The organism is [Ruminococcus] lactaris ATCC 29176, from assembly GCF_025152405.1.
Taxonomy (GTDB): Bacteria; Bacillota; Clostridia; order Lachnospirales; family Lachnospiraceae; genus Mediterraneibacter; species Mediterraneibacter lactaris.
On sequence record NZ_CP102292.1, the window covers coordinates 2586963 to 2602572 of the forward strand.

Sequence of the window (15610 nt, forward strand, 5' to 3'; positions counted from 1 at the left end):
CATACCCTAAAAAAACTGCCGGAATATTTCTCAGAATATCCCGACAGTCTTCTGTCATTCTCATTTGTCTTTCTTTAATTCCTCTATCACACATTCATGGGCTTTGGTTCTGATATTATAATTAATCCCGACCAAAAGTATATTTCCCTGATATTCTTTTAAACTCTCAAAATATTCTTTCTGCCGGATCTGCTCAATCGCTCCCCTGGCACTTTTATCCCACTTTAGTTCTACAATCAACGCTGGTTTTTCCTGAAATTTCTTTCTTGGTACAAATACAAGATCAGCAAATCCTTTTCCGCCTGCCAGTTCCCGGTGTACGGTATAAAAATTTCTTGCTGCATATAATGCCAGTGAAATTGTATAACTTAATGCATTTTCGTCATTGTATTGTATATGTGCTGTTTCAAAATGTGCCTGCCTGATTCCCTCTGCTACCTGCAAAGGTCGTTTCTGCCAGATTGCATTTAATGTATCTGCAGAATTTTTCAACGCAGTCGACACTTCTCCCCATTCTGATACAGCTACACTGCTCACATATTCTCCCCGTATTTCGTTATTAGGGATTCTTACGGTCTTATTTTCATAATCATATGCCAGGTACCCAAGGTGGATCAGCAGGGTCAGCACATCATCTTCCGTCCTGAATGTAGCCATATCATTGATAAAACTACCAGTATTTACAGGAACTGATTCTCCTGCCATCATGCTCAGTACATCTTCCCGCAATCCATCAAAATTCATATCAATATAAATCTTCAACGCTTCAAACGTCTCCGTCTGATTCCAGTAATTTCCGATTTTACCAAATCTCATACAACTGACAACCGATCTTGGACTGTAAACAGCCGGAACTTTATCAAAAGAATACCCGTCATACCAGCATTTTACTTCTTCTCCGTCCATCTTATATTCTTCGCACAATGAAGCAACTTCTTCTTCCGTAAATCCAACATACTCTGCCATCGGTCCGGGATCAATCATTGAAAATTCATCAAACATATTCAAAGCTGAATGAGTCCCATATTTTTTTATAGGAAGAATCCCCGTCATATATGCAAGATGGATACACGGCTTATCTTTCAACATATCTCTCAGAAAATCAAGATAAATCGCCTGTGCTTCTTTGTCTTCTTTATACTCCCGAAAAATGCAGTCCCATTCATCAATAATGACAACAAACGGTCGTCTTGTCTCTTCATATACATCCTGCATTGCCTCGATCAGATCATTTTCATCAAAATAATCCACATCCGGGTACTCTCTTTTCATATCGCGAAACACCAGTTTTTTCATCCGCTCCAGCAAATCGTATACATCCCTGCTTCTGCTCAGAAATTCCTGCATATTAAGAGAAATCGTATTATAATGATTCAAATATTTTTCAAAATCTTTGTCTTTTGCAATTTTGAATCCCGAAAAAAGTGCTTTGGAATCACACCCACAGCTATAATATGCTGTAAGCATATTTGCCGCTGTCGATTTTCCAAATCTTCTCGGACGGCTAACGCAAAGATATCCCTGCATTGTATTCAGTACCTGATTCGTATAGCTCAGCATACTCGTTTTGTCCACATAAATTTCAGAATTAACAATCTTACCAAATCCATCTGCATTGGAATTTAAATATCTGCCCACGCATCTTCCTCCTGATTTTCTTTTTGCATACTATTTTTATTATACACCATATTCGGTGTTATTTTCTATTTTTTCAGCAAATCCTGTTCGTTTTCATAATATCCTGCTTTCTTTCATGATACACCGCTTTCTTTATACAACGTGCTGTATTTTCAGCGATTTTTTCCTATTTCCATGAGAATTTGCACTCTTTTTGATCATTTTCACAAGAATTTTTTCAATTCTTTTGTTGAAAATCTTAATTTTTTTATTTTTCAAGGTATTTTTCAGAGAAAAATTCTTAATTTTTCAACCTGTCTGATTCTTCTGTTTTTTCCTTCCCTTGACATCCGGTGCTATAGTGTAACTGTAGCAAAGAAAAAGCACTTAACAATACCTACTTGTACAGAAAGTTGAAGGCTGCTAAGCGGATTCAGAATTTGGAGGAAAAGATAAATGAATACTTTAAAAGCTGAAAAAAGAGACATGTCAATCAAAGCCAAAAAACTTAGACGCGAAGGATTTGTTACCGGTTGTATTTTCGGCCGTGAAATGAAAGAGAGCATTCCACTTAAAATGGAAAAAGCAGATGTTGAAAAACTTCTGAAAGTTGAGAACAAAGGTGGACAGGTAATGCTCGAAGTTGATGGTCAGACTTATGATGCACTGATTAAAGAAGTTGACTACAATCCATTAAAGGGTTATGTTGATGAGATTGATTTTCAGGCACTTGTAAGCAATGAGAAAGTTCATTCTGTTGCTGAGATTCATCTTGTCAACCTTGATAAACTTGCCGCTGGTGTACCACAGCAGATGTTACAGGAGATTTCTTTCAAGGCTCTTCCTGCTGCACTGGTAGAAAAAGTTGAAGTAGATGTCGGAGATCTCAAGGTTGGTGATACCATCCGTGTGGCTGATCTTCCGATCGCCAAAGACAAAGACGTTGATCTTATGACCGATGTTGATGCTACGGTTGTAACGATCACGGAAGTTCATGTAAAAGCTTCTGACCTTGAAGCTGAAGATACCAACGCAGACGAAGCAGCTGAAGCATAAAGTTATTGTTGCAGTCGCCAGAGTCTTGTACAGACGCCTCTTTTGGTTCGCTGCTTACATGGATTTTTAAAATACGGGTGATGGAACAGAAATTCCACCGCCTGTATTTTTTTCTGTAGTATGCAGGGAAAACCACTATATATAAAAGAGAACCCGCCGCCTGCAGATTCTCTTCTCTTTCATCACTTCTCTTCTATTACTTAATATACCCGATAAAGGTATTTCCACTTCCCGCCACCATAGCATTCATCTCATCCATAGTCACAGTCTGCGATGCCCCTGTATCCGGGTCAGAATACGTGATATCCGTCTTAGAATATCCGGTCATCAGGATCGCATGATCTGCACTTGTCAGAGCGATCACTGGGCAGCCTTTATTGATCACATACAATACCTGATCCAGCGTACAGCCCGTAAGATCTGTCTTCTCCGCCTCATACGATTTCATATACCGTTCACATGCTTCCAGTGAACTTTCTCCGCTCTCCTTTGTCACTACAACATTTTCAATAGAATACACCAGATCCCGGTTTCCTTTTTCCCATACATAAGCCTGTTCCGACGAGATCACAACACCGGAAATCTTCTCCGCCTTCTGGATCGCATAGCCGGCTTTATCGTAGATTCCGACCAGTTCACCCATACCATACACATAATATTTTACACGATCATCTTTTCCTTTCAGAACAATCGTCAGTGCATTTTCAGCTACCTGCTGATCCGGCTGGAGCAGCTTCACCTCCGTCTTTTCGATTCCCTCTGCAAAAGTAAACCGGTACTGCTTTCCCAGCTTCTCCGAACTGTAGGAGGTAAGAGAAATCTTCGTATTTTTCTTTTCTACATTATTTGTAATATATTCCTGTGAAGTAACATTATAGATCTCTCCCGCTTTCGCAAGACGGTTCAGTGTCACCATATTTCCCTCGATCAAAATATCAGAAATATAGATCCCCTGATCTTCAAAGGAATACTCTGCTATTTTTTTATTTTTCGAATCATGGATCTCAAGCTGATACATCGGAGTTGTCTTCTCACCGGATGCCGTCTTTCCGGCATCGGAAGTCCGCAAAATTCCATAAATAAAATCTCCATTCAGGAATCCCAGCGGGCGAACGGCTTCATTCTTTGCCGCTTTCACACTATATTCATCCCCGCTGGAAAGATCCATCACCCGGATCTCCTTTGCCGCATCTTTCTCTCCGTCTGTCTGATAAGCAAGCTGATGTCCGTCATCAGAAACTGCATACTTTCCGGCTTCCAGACCTTTTGCAAGCACTTCCTGCTGGTTCTTATCAAGATCGATCCTGTAGAGGACCTGATCTGCAAGCACATACAGCAGCTCCTGTGCATGATTATAATAAACCATCTTTCCCAGTTCATCTTCTGCAATGGCAAAAGATTTTGTACTCGGAATAAAGCCTTTCTCCTGAATCAGATTGCTGTCCACATTAAAATAATAAATACCGACACCAACTTCTCCTTCATGCTCTCCCCGGTTCATATATCCATAAACCGCAAAGGCAATATTCCCATGATCGTCCATACTGATGATCCGTACCGCATGCTGATCATTCAGGCTCCTCACATCCTGTGTATCTTCCTCCGCAAAGCTGAAAACTTTCGTCAGCTCCTCATTTTTCTTATTATACATCCACAGAGTACGGTTCTGCACAAAGGCAAGGATCGAATCCTTTTTATTTGTCTCATAAGGCACATCTTCTGGCACGATTCCAAGCAGGATACCCTTTTGATCCATCACACTTCTACTGCTGCTGAACACTTCCTGAAGATCCCGGTTATAATCCAGCAGGTAGATCGTATCTCCCACCGACCGGATCCTGAAAAATTCTTTCACATTATACCGTGCCGTTTCCTCTTTATCATCCTGACAACGCACCTGATATTTTGCAAGAATGGATGTATAAACACTGTTGCTTTCTTTCAGACTCCACTGCACATCGCCCACGATCTCCGGGTTCAGGTCTCCCCACTGGATATGAGTAATATCTGAGTGGATATTGACGGTCTGGTAAGTCGTATTATCACTCTCTTCTCCCGGCTCAAGATACATACTCAGTGTATCTTCATCACTCTGGTCCAATGCCTTTGCATGAAAATCTTTTGCAAATGTAAGACATTTCCACGCAGTAATCTCATCCGGCTTCTCGATCCGGGTGAAATAATTCACCTTTTTCTGTGCTTCACCACTTCCCAGTGTCAGAGTCAGCTTCAGCACCGCCTCCTGTGCTGACTGATCCAGGGCAGTCCCCAGTTCCAGCGTAACTTTCCCATCCTCTTCTTTGACTTTTCCTTCTGCGTAAGTATCTGCTCCATCCAGTGAATAAACTTTATAGCTGATCTTACTGATCTTATTTCCATTCTCTGCGATCTCAGCCTGAAGCGTTCCATTGCTCTCCAGCGGAGTGATCGTATCACGCATGGCAGTGACATCCATCTGGTCTACATACCCGGACAGAAGATTGATCTCCTGACCACTCACGGTAAAAGAAACTACCGGGAGCGTCGGCTCGCCCATTGTCATAATCTTATCGTCCGTCCCACGGTTCATCACATAATTACTTATCAACAATGCTCCGGCAAAAAATACCGCCAGCACGATTCCCTTTATTATTCTTTTTATCATTATTTATTCTCCCTGAAATCCCGTCGCCAGTGCTTATCCTTTTCTATGATCCTTTTCTATGATCCCTTTCTAAAATCCCGTCACCGATGCCTGCTCTTTTCTGAAAGAAGCCTGCCCAGTGTCGGCTGGATATTCAGAAATGCTTCACACTCTTCCAGCTTCTTTCTGCTCTCCGCTTCTATTGCCCCATCAGTCTTCCCCCTCCTGACTGCACGCAGCAGAATATTCTTCGGTGTATGTTCCATATCAATAAATTCCAGTACCTGGGTTTCATATCCCTCGCTTTCCAGATACTTTGCCCTCAGTCCATCTGTCACCAGTGCTGCGAACCGCTCTCTTAACAGACCATACTCCATCACCGTAGCAAGTACCTCCGGGGTCTCCCCCGCTTCAAACTGCTCATTGATCTCATGCTGGCAGCATGGAACGGAAAGGATCACTTTTGCATTCCAGCCAACTGCCTTCGCCAGTGCATAGTCCGTTGCCGTATTGCAGGCATGCAACGTCACCACCATGTCCACACGGTTTACTCCTTCATAATCTGCAATATCTCCCTCTAAAAACTGAAGCTTTTCATATCCGTACTTCTCTGCCAGCTCATTGCAGTGCCGGATCACCTCACTCTTCAGATCCAGTCCTATAATGCGTATGTCATATTTTTTCAATTCATGCAGATAATAATACATCGCAAAAGTAAGATACGACTTCCCACAGCCAAAATCCAGGATCGTCAGCTCTCTTCCCCTGTCAAGCTGCGGCAGGATATCTTCGATAAATTCCAGGAATCGGTTGATCTGCCGGAACTTATCAAATCTTGTATGCACGATTTTCCCGTCCTGCGTCATAACTCCAAGATCCTGCAGAAACGGAACTTTCACTCCTTCTTCCAGAATATACCGCTTTTTGCGGTTATGGAACAGGTCTGCCGCCTTTGCTCTGATCTTTTTCTGCTTTCTGCGGATCGTCACCTTTCCCTTTTTACTGATCAGCACTGTACAGTCCTGACTCACCGTTTCCAGTTGCATCTGTCCAAAACGCTCCATCACTACAGCCAGGATCTCACCCGCCGCTTCGGGATTTAAATTTCGATGAAATGCCTGCGTCTTCGTAAACGCTTCTAATTGGAACATCAATTCCCCTCTTTTTTCCAGCGGACGTACTTTTATCTTCAAAATCCCCTGAACCGGTTCTGTTCCACACTCCAGCAGCACCGCAGTTCCTTCTTTTTCCTTTGGACTGCTGATAACTGCACGTATAAATTCTCTATTTAAAACTTCCTTCAGAAGCTTTTTTATTTCTTCCATATATATAACTCCATCCTGTCGTATGATACGACGGAAAATCTCTTTTCTTTCACTTTATCAATTCTTATTTTGCAGAATATTCCCGAAGATGTCAAGAGGTCAGACACCGGTTCCTGATGTCTGACCTCTCTTTCTTTCGTTATACGTAATACTGCTTTTTTTCCCATTCTTCCTGTTCCAGAAGAAATCCTTTCTCCCGGAGTGCAGCCTCGATCATATCCAGGGTTTCCTCACTGTCAGCCTCCACTACATGGTAATGATAATCTGAGGTAATATTCTTTAACGGACTGGATTTTCCCGTCTTGATATCATCTAAAAATTCCGCTGCCTTACGCCTGGAAGTAATATTCAGCTCCGCTTCCATATGTCCATAGACCCTGTGGTTTACCATGACATTTTTTACACTTCCTCCAAGATCCACAATAGAATATAATTCTTCTTCTACCTGGGCATCCGTATGCTTTACCTTAAATGTCCGCTGTACGGATGCATCCTCATTGAGAAGATAGCCCCTGTTAGTGGAAATGATCTCATGTCCTGCAGCACGGATCAGTGCAATATCCTGCACGATCACCTGACGGCTCACTGCATACTGTGCTGCCAGTGCTTTCCCGGATACAGGGACGGTGCTGTTCTTTATCTGATTTATAATGGCAGTTCTTCGTTCTGATCCTGTCATCATACCTCTTCCTTTCTACTACTGTGGTTTCTCTTCTTAATTTATAGCATGAAGATTTTTCATGGAAATGTCAAGTATCGGTGCAGAATGCGTCAATGCTCCACTGGAAATATAATCAACTCCAAGTGCTGTCAGTCTGCCGATATTTTCCTTTGTCACATTTCCTGAACACTCTGTCTCTGCTCTTCCGTCAATGATCCGGATTGCCTCGCTCATATCTTCCGTTGACATATTATCCAGCATAATGATGTCTGCTCCTGCCTCTGCTGCCTCTTTTACCATTGCCAGATTTTCAACCTCGATCTCAATCTTTCGGACAAACGGTGCATATTCCTTTGCCATTTTGACTGCTGCCGTAACACTGCCTGCTGCACCGATGTGATTGTCCTTCAGAAGTACTCCGTCTGAAAGATTATACCGATGATTGTAACCGCCACCGACACGGACTGCATATTTTTCAAAAATCCTCATGTTCGGTGTTGTCTTTCTTGTATCAAGAAGTTTTGTCTTACTTCCTTCCAGCAGAGCCGCTACGGAGTGTGTATAGGTTGCAATTCCGCTCATTCTCTGCAAATAGTTCAGAGCCACACGCTCTCCTGAAAGGAGAACCCGGATATCACCGGTCACCTTGCCCATCAACTGACCATTTTTGACTTCATCGCCGTCTTTACAGTAAAATTCTGTCTCCGTCTTATCATCCAGCAATTCAAAGACCCTGCGATATACATCCAGTCCTGCAATAATACCGTCCTGCTTGCAGATCAGTTCTACTTCTCCTTTGACATACTCCTTCATCACCGCATTCGTACTAACGTCCTCACTGGAAATATCTTCTTTTAAAGCCTCCAGGATCAGATGATCTGCCTGAAGTGTCATTGTAATTGTATTCATACCTGTTCTCCTCCAATTTTCTTTGCCGCACGCTTCGCAAACACCAGACTCTCCAACAGCGAATTGCTTGCCAGCCGGTTTGCTCCATGCACTCCGTTACAGCTTGTCTCTCCCACAGCAAAAAGATGATCCATCGAAGTCTTACTGTCAGAATCAACCCATACTCCTCCCATAAAATAATGCTGTGCAGGAACAACCGGGATACATTCCTTCGTCACATCATATCCTTCTTCCAGACAATGATGGTAAATATTCGGGAAATGATTCAGTATTGTATCTTTATCGATCCGTTCCATGGAAAGCCATACATGATCTGTTCCGTCTTTCTTCATCTGTCTCCGGATCTCTTCTGTTACCACATCACGCGGAAGAAGTTCATTTACAAATCGTTCTTTATTCTTATCTAAAAGGATCGCACCCTCTCCCCGGACGGATTCCGAAATCAGGAAACGTCTTCCCGGCTTTGTGGAATACAGTGTTGTCGGGTGGATCTGCACATAATCCAGATGCTCCAGACGGATTCCATGCTTTTCAGAAATATCCAGTGCATCCCCTGTCAGATGTGGGAAATTGGTAGAATGCTGATATCTTCCTCCAATTCCACCGCTTGCCCAGATCGTATTATCTGCATAAATCTCCAGTTCCTGACCGTTCTGATCCTTTGCGTAAATTCCCCTGCAGACTCCATCTTCCACAATAATGTCTGTCATTGTAGTATATTCGTAAATTTCCACATTCGCAAGCTTCTTCACCTGTGCAAGCAGCTTACTTGTAATTTCTTTTCCTGTAACATCCTCATGGAAAAGGATTCTCGGTCTGGAATGGGCCCCTTCTCTTGTAAATGCATAGATTTCTTCCAACGGCTTATCTGTTTCCGGCTCTCTTCCTTTTTCCTGATTTCCTTCTTCAGCAGAATTACCTTCCGGAACATCTGACTCTTTCTGAAATTCAACACCATATCCGATCAGATCCTGAATGATCTCTCTGGAACTGCGGATCATAATATCTACTGATTCTTTCCTGTTCTCATAATGTCCCGCTTTCATTGTATCTTCAAAATAACTGTCGTAATCATCCTCATCATGAAGCATACAGATTCCACCCTGTGCAAGAAATGAATCACTGCTCTCTAAATCTGACTTTGTGATCATGATGATCTTTTTATCTCTGGGAAGATTCAACGCACTGAAAAGTCCTCCCACACCTGTTCCTACGATCACTGCATCTGCTTTCATTTTCATAACAAACTCCATTCTTCCGGCTCTTATTTTGCCAGTTCTAACATTCTCTCCAAAGGTTTTTTGGATTCTTCCCGAAGTGCATCATCCACAAAAACTTCATTTTCCCCGGTCTTTAAGACATGAAGAATCTTTTCCAACGTCACTTTTTTCATATTTCTGCATACAGGAAGCGTTTCTGTAAAATAGAATTTCTTTTCAGGATACCGTTTCTCCAGTTCATACAGGACACCACTCTCCGTACAGATGATCATCTCCTGTGCATCCGTCTCTCCCGCATAATTGATGATTCCGGTTGTACTTCCGATATAATCTGCCAGTTCCAGAACTGCCTGCGGACATTCCGGGTGTGCCAGCACTTCTGCATCCGGGTGTGCTTTCTTCGCATCCTGAATTTCTTCTACTTCCATATACTCATGTACGATGCAGAATCCTTCATTATAAATAAAATGCTTTTCCGGTACAAGTCCTGCAATATAATGTGCCAGGTTGCGATCCGGGATAAAGAAAATATTTTTATTCGGAAGGTTCTTTACGATCTTTACTGCATTTGCAGAAGTAACGCATACATCAGAATGACGTTTCAATTCTGCAGTTGAATTAATATAACAGACTACCGCAAGATCATCATACTCCGCACGCACTTTCTCGATCGTTTCAGGGGATGCCATATGTGCCATCGGGCAATCTGCTGCCATATCTGGCATCAGAACCGTCTTTTCCGGGTTCAGGATCTTGGCACTCTCACCCATAAAGGAAACTCCGCAAAATACAATCGTCTTTTCTTTCAGGCCTACTGCCACCTTGCTCAGATAAAAGGAATCTCCTATGTAATCCGCTATCTCCTGGATCTCAGGTCTTACATAATAATGAGCCAGGATCACCGCATCTTTTTCTTTCTTTAACTGCTCTATCTCTTCTTTGATCGTCATATCTGCACCTCTCTGTTTTTTTTCAAACTTTACTTTTCTGTGGGTTTTATTTTTCATAAGTATTGATCAGCGTAAATTATAGCACCGCAGTTTACAGGTGACAAGACAGATGTTTTGACAAAAAATAGTACAGAAAAGTTAAATGTTTGTGAAAAATGCCACAATGCCTTTACTTTATTACGTTTTTATAAAAAAATAGCCGCCAAGAAGAAAATTTCCCCTTAACGACTATATAAACTACGATTCAATCTTGTTCATCGCTTTCCTAAACTGGAAATAAAACAAAATTGCAGTAAAGGTTACTGCTATGAAATCTGCTACCGGCTCTGCAAGGTAAACACCCATGGTTTTGTCTGAAACCATATGCGGCATAATATAAATCAATGGTAACAGCAGAATAAATTTTCTTGTAACTGCCACAATGATAGAACTTATCGCATTGCCAAGAGCTGTAAAGGTCATCTGGCATGCAATCTGAATACCAAATAAAAACATGACTGCCATATAGATACGCAGAGCTTTTGATGCAAACTCGATCATAGCTGTCTCCGGAGTAAAAATACTTACAAAGAATTGTGGCAAAAGCATTACCGCCAGCCAAAGTGTGACAGAATAAATCAGGCTTACTGTTAACAAAACACGAAAGGTCTTTTTTACACGTTCCGTATTGTTTGCTCCATAATTATAGCTTGTAATTGGCTGCGCTCCCTGTGCAATTCCCTGTAAAGGAAGCATTGCAAACTGCATGACACTGGTAAGAATCGTCATTGCACCTACCGCAATATCTCCGCCATATTTCAGCAGGGAAGAATTAAAGCATACGGATATAACGCTTTCACTCGCCTGCATAATAAATGCTGCAGTTCCAAGTGCAATGCACGGGAACACAACTTTGGGCTTTATATTCAGATTCTTACGTTTCAGTCTAAGTATTGATTTCTTACTGCACAAAAATGTCACAACGACGATACATGAAACCGCCTGCGAAATAACAGTTGCCAAAGCAGCACCACGCACACCCATATTTAATCCAAAAATCATAATCGGATCAAGCACAATGTTTAGAGTTGCTCCGATAGCAACGGATACCATGGATATCTTTGTAAACCCTTCAGCAGTTACAAATGCATTCATGCCCAATGTCAGCTGCACAAACAATGTTCCAAACGCATATATGTTCAAATAGGAAACAGCATATTCAATCGTATTTTCACTGGCTCCAAAAGCTAACAGCAAATTTTCTCCAAACAGTAAAAGTACCACTGTCAGAACGATTGAAACAATTACCTGTAAAAGAAAACATCCACCAAGCGTTTGCTCTGCACTGTCCATATCTCCTTTTCCCATCGAAATAGAAGCACGTGGCGCACCTCCTGAACTTACAAGTCCTGCAAATGCCGACACAATCATAATAATAGGCATGGTCACACCGACACCCGTCAGAGCAAGACTGCCTGCATCCGGTATATGACCGATAAAGATCCTATCAACAATGTTATACAACATATTGATCAACTGTGCTATCACCGTAGGAATTGCCAACTTAAAAAGCAATTTTCCAACGGGCTGCGTACCTAAAAAATCCTTGTTATTTTCCACGATAAACCTCTCCTAATCATTCAAATATTCTTTGATATTTCTGTTTACTTGCTCTGTAAACCTATGTAGGGCTTCTATTTCTTCTTTTGAAAATCCTGCGAATACTATTTCACAAAATTTGCCTTGTGCCACACGCCCGGCTGCAATTATGTCCCTTGCTTTATCCGCCACACTTAAGTGAATGGTTCTGTGATTTCCTCCCTTATGTTCCCCTAAAATCAATCCTCGTTCCTGTAAGGAACGAATAGAAATAGATACATGAGATTTTGCAAGATGACGGTATTTTACAATCTGAGTAGCTGTATCATATTGCGGATTATTTGTTAAAAACATAAGAACTGTAAACTCCATATAAGTCAATTCGTATTTTTCACAAACAGGAGATACCATATTTTCATACAATTCTTCTACATCAACACAATGTGCAAAATAATTTTTCACAAACGCACCTTCTTTCATTTTGAACTGTTCGTTTTTGAACTTTTTTAATATACATCTCTAACTATTCTTTGTCAAGAAAATGCTTACGAAAAAATTACACGATATGCGATTCTTGACGGACAGTATTCTAAAGAACAGAAAGGATTGTGGTTCATGAGCGTGACCGCAAAAGAAGCATTGAGACAACTCAGGAAGTGGAAATCTATTTTAATTTTATTGGAAAATATTTACCACCACATTTCGGTGAGGTGGAAATGACACCAGAAGAAATTGAAGAAATGAAGAAGCGGGAAGCCAGAAAAGACAGGCTTCATCAGAATTACTTGAAAAGGAAAGCAAATGGCAAGCAGCAAGAATACTATGAACGGACAAAGGCAAAAAAGAAAGCGGAGATGGATGCAAAAAAAGAGGAAATCCGTCAGGAAGATATTGCAAAGGGTGTGTTCGTGCCGGTATCACTGCTTCCACCAGCAGAACCGAAGAAAGGAGTTGCATCAGCATGAGCGAATTAGAAAGAAGCATTCACGATGACAGCAACGATCTGGATTATATCCTTGTCGGGGAAATCTATCTGCCACTGATCGCTGTACCGGAAGAAAAGCGTGATATTGGCTTTTATGGAAGCCTTCACAGAAACTATCTGAAGGACTACAAAAGTGGCTTATATTCCTATCTGACATTGACTGGAAAGCTTTGGACTTACCTTGCAGACTTAAATGAGCAGTGCGTAGAACGCAGAGATTTTCTCATGAATCAGATTATGAAACAGGAAGGCATTTCGGAAGAATTGAAAACCAGAGATCAAATGGAATGGATCCGCCAGGCAAACAATGTGAGAAGCCGGGTAGATGAAATCATTTTGAACGAATTGGTCTATGTATAGGAGGAGCTTATGAGATACCGAATTGAATATGCAGACGGAAGATGCTGTAATTTTGCAAACAGTAGAAAAGATTTGTTAGATTGGCTGAAAGCATTGAAAGATGAAAAAGTTGTTGATATCCGAAAAGTGTACAAAAACGGTGTTACAGATTCTGTGATAGACAGCTATCGCAGTTATCTGAAACAGTGAAAGGGGTGGACAGTCATGGTAATTGTAAAACTCATTATAAGGATCCTGTTATTGCCAGTGCGTATAAGTCTGACAATCGTACAACTGGTGGTCATGTTCATTACATGGCTGTCCGCAACTGTATTTCATATCCTGTCAGGGATTATCTGTATCACAGCTATATTAGGGTATGGATTCGGGCAGGAAATTAAGCAATGACGATAATGTATGAAAGAAATAAATTGAGTATTATAGCAATAAAATAAGAGCAGTAGGGAGTCGTGCCAATTTTGTGACGGTTTCCTTTTTAATTGTTGGATGATTGAGAAAAGCTTGTTAAGTCAGGAAGCATTTGCACAGGCAGTAGGTGTTTCTTTTACAACTGTCACTCGGTGGGAATCAGGAAAATGCAAACCGACTTTTAAGACTATGAAATTGATAGATGATTTTTGTAAAGCTCAAGGAATTGATTTTAATATCAGTGATGAGTTGATCGATAAAGAGTAGGATCAGACCTAAAAAATAAAAACGGAGAGATTATATGTTTACAACGATTGAATTATTTGCAGGTGCAGGTGGTCTTGCATTGGGAATAGAGAAAGCAGGTTTTAAAACACTGGCATTAAATGAGTTCAACGCAGATGCTTGTGCAACATTGAGAAAGAATAGACCAAATTGGAATGTTATTGAAGGTGATGTGGCAGAAATATCTGGTCTTGATTTAGAGGAATATTTTTCTGTTAGAAAAGGTGAATTAGATTTATTATCCGGTGGAGCACCTTGTCAAGCTTTTTCCTATGCCGGTAAAAAACTTGGATTGGAAGATGCAAGAGGAACGTTATTTTATCATTATGCAACGTTTTTGGAAAAACTACAGCCCAAGATGTTTTTATTTGAAAATGTATGGTGCAATTGTTTTTATAAAATGATAAGTGCTTTAAAATAGGTATCATACAGAAGTTTCAGTCCCCTGACCCCAGTGCAGACATCCAGGTATTCCTGCTGGTATTCTTCTTTCCAACTGCAAAAAATTCCCCAGAGCTTTTTATTATTTTTTATCGCTTCAAGTGCTTCTCCTTTCGTCCGAATCATCGGAAAATGTTTTTGTAATTTATTCTTCATAGGCAATCCTCTCTTGTTTTTTGTCCATAACTCGACTTTTTTGTCGATGAGTTGTGGATAATTTTTTATGCTCTACTAAGGTAATAACAGTTTTTCCGGCACGATTTTGATAGAAATATGCAGAACTGTCATAGTTATCACGGACGGATTACGTTATAATGATAAAGAAGAAGAATAACATTCATAATACAGGAGAATTTTATGGGAAAAATTAAGATCATTTTCTTTGATATTGACGGTACACTGCTCAGACTGCGGGCGAAAGAACTTTCTGAAAAGACAGTTGAAGCACTGAACCGCCTGAAAGCAAACGGAATCAGGCTCTGCATTGCAACCGGGCGAACCCCGGTCAGCCTTCCCCATTTCAGTGGGATTGAATTTGATACATTCCTGACTTTCAATGGTTCTCTGTGCTACAACGACACAGAAACGATCTTCAGCAATCCGATCAGCCCGGATGATGTTCAAAAGCTCATCCGCAATGCCGACAGTCTCGGACGTCCGGTCTCTGTTGCCACTAAAAGCCGGCTGGCTGCCAATGGATTTGACATTGATCTGTCGGATTATTACTCGATTGCTCATTTACAATTAACAGTTGCGAAAGATTTTGAGCAGGTTTCCAACGAAGAAGTTTATCAGCTTCTGCTCGGTTGTCGCGAAACCGACTATTCTGCCATTTTAAAAGACGTAGATGGTGCAAAGATTGCTGCCTGGTGGGATCGTGCAGTTGATATCATTCCCGCCAATGGCGGTAAGGGCATCGGCATCCAGAAAGTACTGGAATACTACCATTTAGACAAATCCGAAGCCCTCGCCTTTGGTGACGGGAACAATGATATTGAAATGCTCCTCTCTGTAGGAACAGGTGTTGCCATGGGAAATGCTTCCCCTCAGCTAAAAGAAGTTGCCGATGAAATCTGCAAGGATGTTGCCGAGGATGGCATTTACGATTATTGCCTGACCCATGGACTGATCTGAGGATTCTATATATAAGATTACATTTACTAAGTAATGAACAGATTGGAGGAACAGAGAA

The 15610-nt window shown here is 41.3% G+C and carries 17 protein-coding genes and 1 pseudogene; 8 read left to right on the top strand and 10 right to left on the bottom strand.

What is annotated here, in order from left to right; all coding sequences use genetic code 11:
* Window positions 1-60: 60 nt before the first annotated feature.
* Window positions 61-1638, bottom strand: coding sequence for an AAA family ATPase (locus NQ541_RS12085; protein WP_005610369.1), 1578 nt, complete (start codon window positions 1636-1638; stop codon window positions 61-63).
* Window positions 1639-2073: 435 nt separating this feature from the next.
* Here NQ541_RS12085 and NQ541_RS12090 point away from each other — a divergent pair, with 435 nt between their 5' ends.
* The gene (locus tag NQ541_RS12090) at window positions 2074-2673 is read left to right on the top strand and encodes a 50S ribosomal protein L25 (RefSeq protein WP_005610374.1); all 600 of its coding nucleotides are present in this window, start codon (window positions 2074-2076) and stop codon (window positions 2671-2673) included.
* Window positions 2674-2869: 196 nt separating this feature from the next.
* Here the strand turns inward: NQ541_RS12090 and NQ541_RS12095 are convergent, their stop codons facing one another.
* The 8 genes from NQ541_RS12095 to NQ541_RS12130 form a co-directional block, all read right to left on the bottom strand.
* On the bottom strand, window positions 2870-5317 hold the full coding sequence (locus tag NQ541_RS12095) for a C39 family peptidase (protein ID WP_005610376.1): 2448 nt from the start codon (window positions 5315-5317) through the stop codon (window positions 2870-2872).
* Between the two features lie 80 nt (window positions 5318-5397).
* The gene (locus NQ541_RS12100) at window positions 5398-6621 is read right to left on the bottom strand and encodes a class I SAM-dependent methyltransferase (RefSeq protein WP_005610378.1); all 1224 of its coding nucleotides are present in this window, start codon (window positions 6619-6621) and stop codon (window positions 5398-5400) included.
* 139 nt (window positions 6622-6760) lie between these two features.
* Window positions 6761-7300, bottom strand: a complete 540-nt coding sequence (locus NQ541_RS12105; protein WP_023920435.1) for a transcription repressor NadR — start codon at window positions 7298-7300, stop codon at window positions 6761-6763.
* 36 nt (window positions 7301-7336) lie between these two features.
* Entirely contained in the window at window positions 7337-8191 is an 855-nt protein-coding gene (gene nadC / locus NQ541_RS12110; protein ID WP_005610384.1) for a carboxylating nicotinate-nucleotide diphosphorylase, read from the bottom strand.
* Window positions 8188-9432 (bottom strand): FAD-binding protein, encoded by a 1245-nt coding sequence (locus NQ541_RS12115; RefSeq protein ID WP_023920433.1) that lies wholly within the window; start codon window positions 9430-9432, stop codon window positions 8188-8190. The genes nadC and NQ541_RS12115 overlap by 4 nt, the downstream gene beginning before the upstream one ends.
* Before the next feature lie 23 nt (window positions 9433-9455).
* Window positions 9456-10361 (bottom strand): quinolinate synthase NadA, encoded by a 906-nt coding sequence (nadA, locus tag NQ541_RS12120; protein ID WP_023920432.1) that lies wholly within the window; start codon window positions 10359-10361, stop codon window positions 9456-9458.
* A 237-nt stretch (window positions 10362-10598) separates the two neighbouring features.
* A complete protein-coding gene (locus NQ541_RS12125) occupies window positions 10599-11960 on the bottom strand; it encodes an MATE family efflux transporter (protein WP_005610389.1) in 1362 nt (453 codons plus the stop codon).
* A gap of 12 nt (window positions 11961-11972) precedes the next feature.
* Window positions 11973-12401: a MarR family winged helix-turn-helix transcriptional regulator gene (locus tag NQ541_RS12130; protein WP_167528449.1), complete on the bottom strand. Its 429-nt coding sequence runs from the start codon at window positions 12399-12401 to the stop codon at window positions 11973-11975.
* A 137-nt stretch (window positions 12402-12538) separates the two neighbouring features.
* On the opposite strand from NQ541_RS12130, the pseudogene NQ541_RS12135 reads away from it, so the two are divergent.
* From NQ541_RS12135 to NQ541_RS12160, 6 genes and pseudogenes are all read left to right on the top strand, one after another.
* Window positions 12539-12904: pseudogene (locus tag NQ541_RS12135) on the top strand (DUF4368 domain-containing protein); the annotation flags it as partial.
* Window positions 12901-13284 carry a TnpV protein gene (locus tag NQ541_RS12140; RefSeq protein ID WP_005610394.1) on the top strand — a complete coding sequence of 128 codons (384 nt, stop codon included), beginning with the start codon at window positions 12901-12903 and terminating at the stop codon, window positions 13282-13284. The pseudogene NQ541_RS12135 and the gene NQ541_RS12140, both read left to right, overlap by 4 nt.
* Before the next feature lie 9 nt (window positions 13285-13293).
* On the top strand, window positions 13294-13473 hold the full coding sequence (locus tag NQ541_RS12145; protein WP_005610395.1) for a hypothetical protein: 180 nt from the start codon (window positions 13294-13296) through the stop codon (window positions 13471-13473).
* Window positions 13474-13488: 15 nt separating this feature from the next.
* Complete coding sequence (locus tag NQ541_RS12150) at window positions 13489-13671, top strand: hypothetical protein (RefSeq protein ID WP_005610396.1); 183 nt, start codon at window positions 13489-13491, stop codon at window positions 13669-13671.
* A 99-nt stretch (window positions 13672-13770) separates the two neighbouring features.
* On the top strand, window positions 13771-13959 hold the full coding sequence (locus tag NQ541_RS13300; RefSeq protein WP_005610397.1) for a helix-turn-helix domain-containing protein: 189 nt from the start codon (window positions 13771-13773) through the stop codon (window positions 13957-13959).
* A gap of 34 nt (window positions 13960-13993) precedes the next feature.
* Window positions 13994-14398 (top strand): DNA cytosine methyltransferase, encoded by a 405-nt coding sequence (locus NQ541_RS12160; protein WP_005610398.1) that lies wholly within the window; start codon window positions 13994-13996, stop codon window positions 14396-14398.
* Here NQ541_RS12160 and NQ541_RS12165 read toward each other — a convergent pair.
* The gene (locus tag NQ541_RS12165; protein WP_005610399.1) at window positions 14371-14574 is read right to left on the bottom strand and encodes a hypothetical protein; all 204 of its coding nucleotides are present in this window, start codon (window positions 14572-14574) and stop codon (window positions 14371-14373) included. The genes NQ541_RS12160 and NQ541_RS12165 overlap by 28 nt on opposite strands.
* A gap of 201 nt (window positions 14575-14775) precedes the next feature.
* Here NQ541_RS12165 and NQ541_RS12170 point away from each other — a divergent pair, with 201 nt between their 5' ends.
* Window positions 14776-15552, top strand: coding sequence for a Cof-type HAD-IIB family hydrolase (locus NQ541_RS12170; RefSeq protein ID WP_005610400.1), 777 nt, complete (start codon window positions 14776-14778; stop codon window positions 15550-15552).
* Window positions 15553-15610: the final 58 nt, after the last annotated feature.

Coding starts and splice junctions, on each gene's coding strand:
- NQ541_RS12090 (WP_005610374.1), top strand. CDS start 2,074: ATGAATACTTTAAAAGCTGAAAAAAGAGACATGTCAATCAAAGCCAAA.
- NQ541_RS12095 (WP_005610376.1), bottom strand. CDS start 5,317: ATGATAAAAAGAATAATAAAGGGAATCGTGCTGGCGGTATTTTTTGCC.
- NQ541_RS12100 (WP_005610378.1), bottom strand. CDS start 6,621: ATGGAAGAAATAAAAAAGCTTCTGAAGGAAGTTTTAAATAGAGAATTT.
- NQ541_RS12105 (WP_023920435.1), bottom strand. CDS start 7,300: ATGACAGGATCAGAACGAAGAACTGCCATTATAAATCAGATAAAGAAC.
- nadC (WP_005610384.1), bottom strand. CDS start 8,191: ATGAATACAATTACAATGACACTTCAGGCAGATCATCTGATCCTGGAG.
- NQ541_RS12115 (WP_023920433.1), bottom strand. CDS start 9,432: ATGAAAATGAAAGCAGATGCAGTGATCGTAGGAACAGGTGTGGGAGGA.
- nadA (WP_023920432.1), bottom strand. CDS start 10,361: ATGACGATCAAAGAAGAGATAGAGCAGTTAAAGAAAGAAAAAGATGCG.
- NQ541_RS12140 (WP_005610394.1), top strand. CDS start 12,901: ATGAGCGAATTAGAAAGAAGCATTCACGATGACAGCAACGATCTGGAT.
- NQ541_RS12145 (WP_005610395.1), top strand. CDS start 13,294: ATGAGATACCGAATTGAATATGCAGACGGAAGATGCTGTAATTTTGCA.
- NQ541_RS12150 (WP_005610396.1), top strand. CDS start 13,489: ATGGTAATTGTAAAACTCATTATAAGGATCCTGTTATTGCCAGTGCGT.
- NQ541_RS13300 (WP_005610397.1), top strand. CDS start 13,771: ATGATTGAGAAAAGCTTGTTAAGTCAGGAAGCATTTGCACAGGCAGTA.
- NQ541_RS12160 (WP_005610398.1), top strand. CDS start 13,994: ATGTTTACAACGATTGAATTATTTGCAGGTGCAGGTGGTCTTGCATTG.
- NQ541_RS12165 (WP_005610399.1), bottom strand. CDS start 14,574: ATGAAGAATAAATTACAAAAACATTTTCCGATGATTCGGACGAAAGGA.
- NQ541_RS12170 (WP_005610400.1), top strand. CDS start 14,776: ATGGGAAAAATTAAGATCATTTTCTTTGATATTGACGGTACACTGCTC.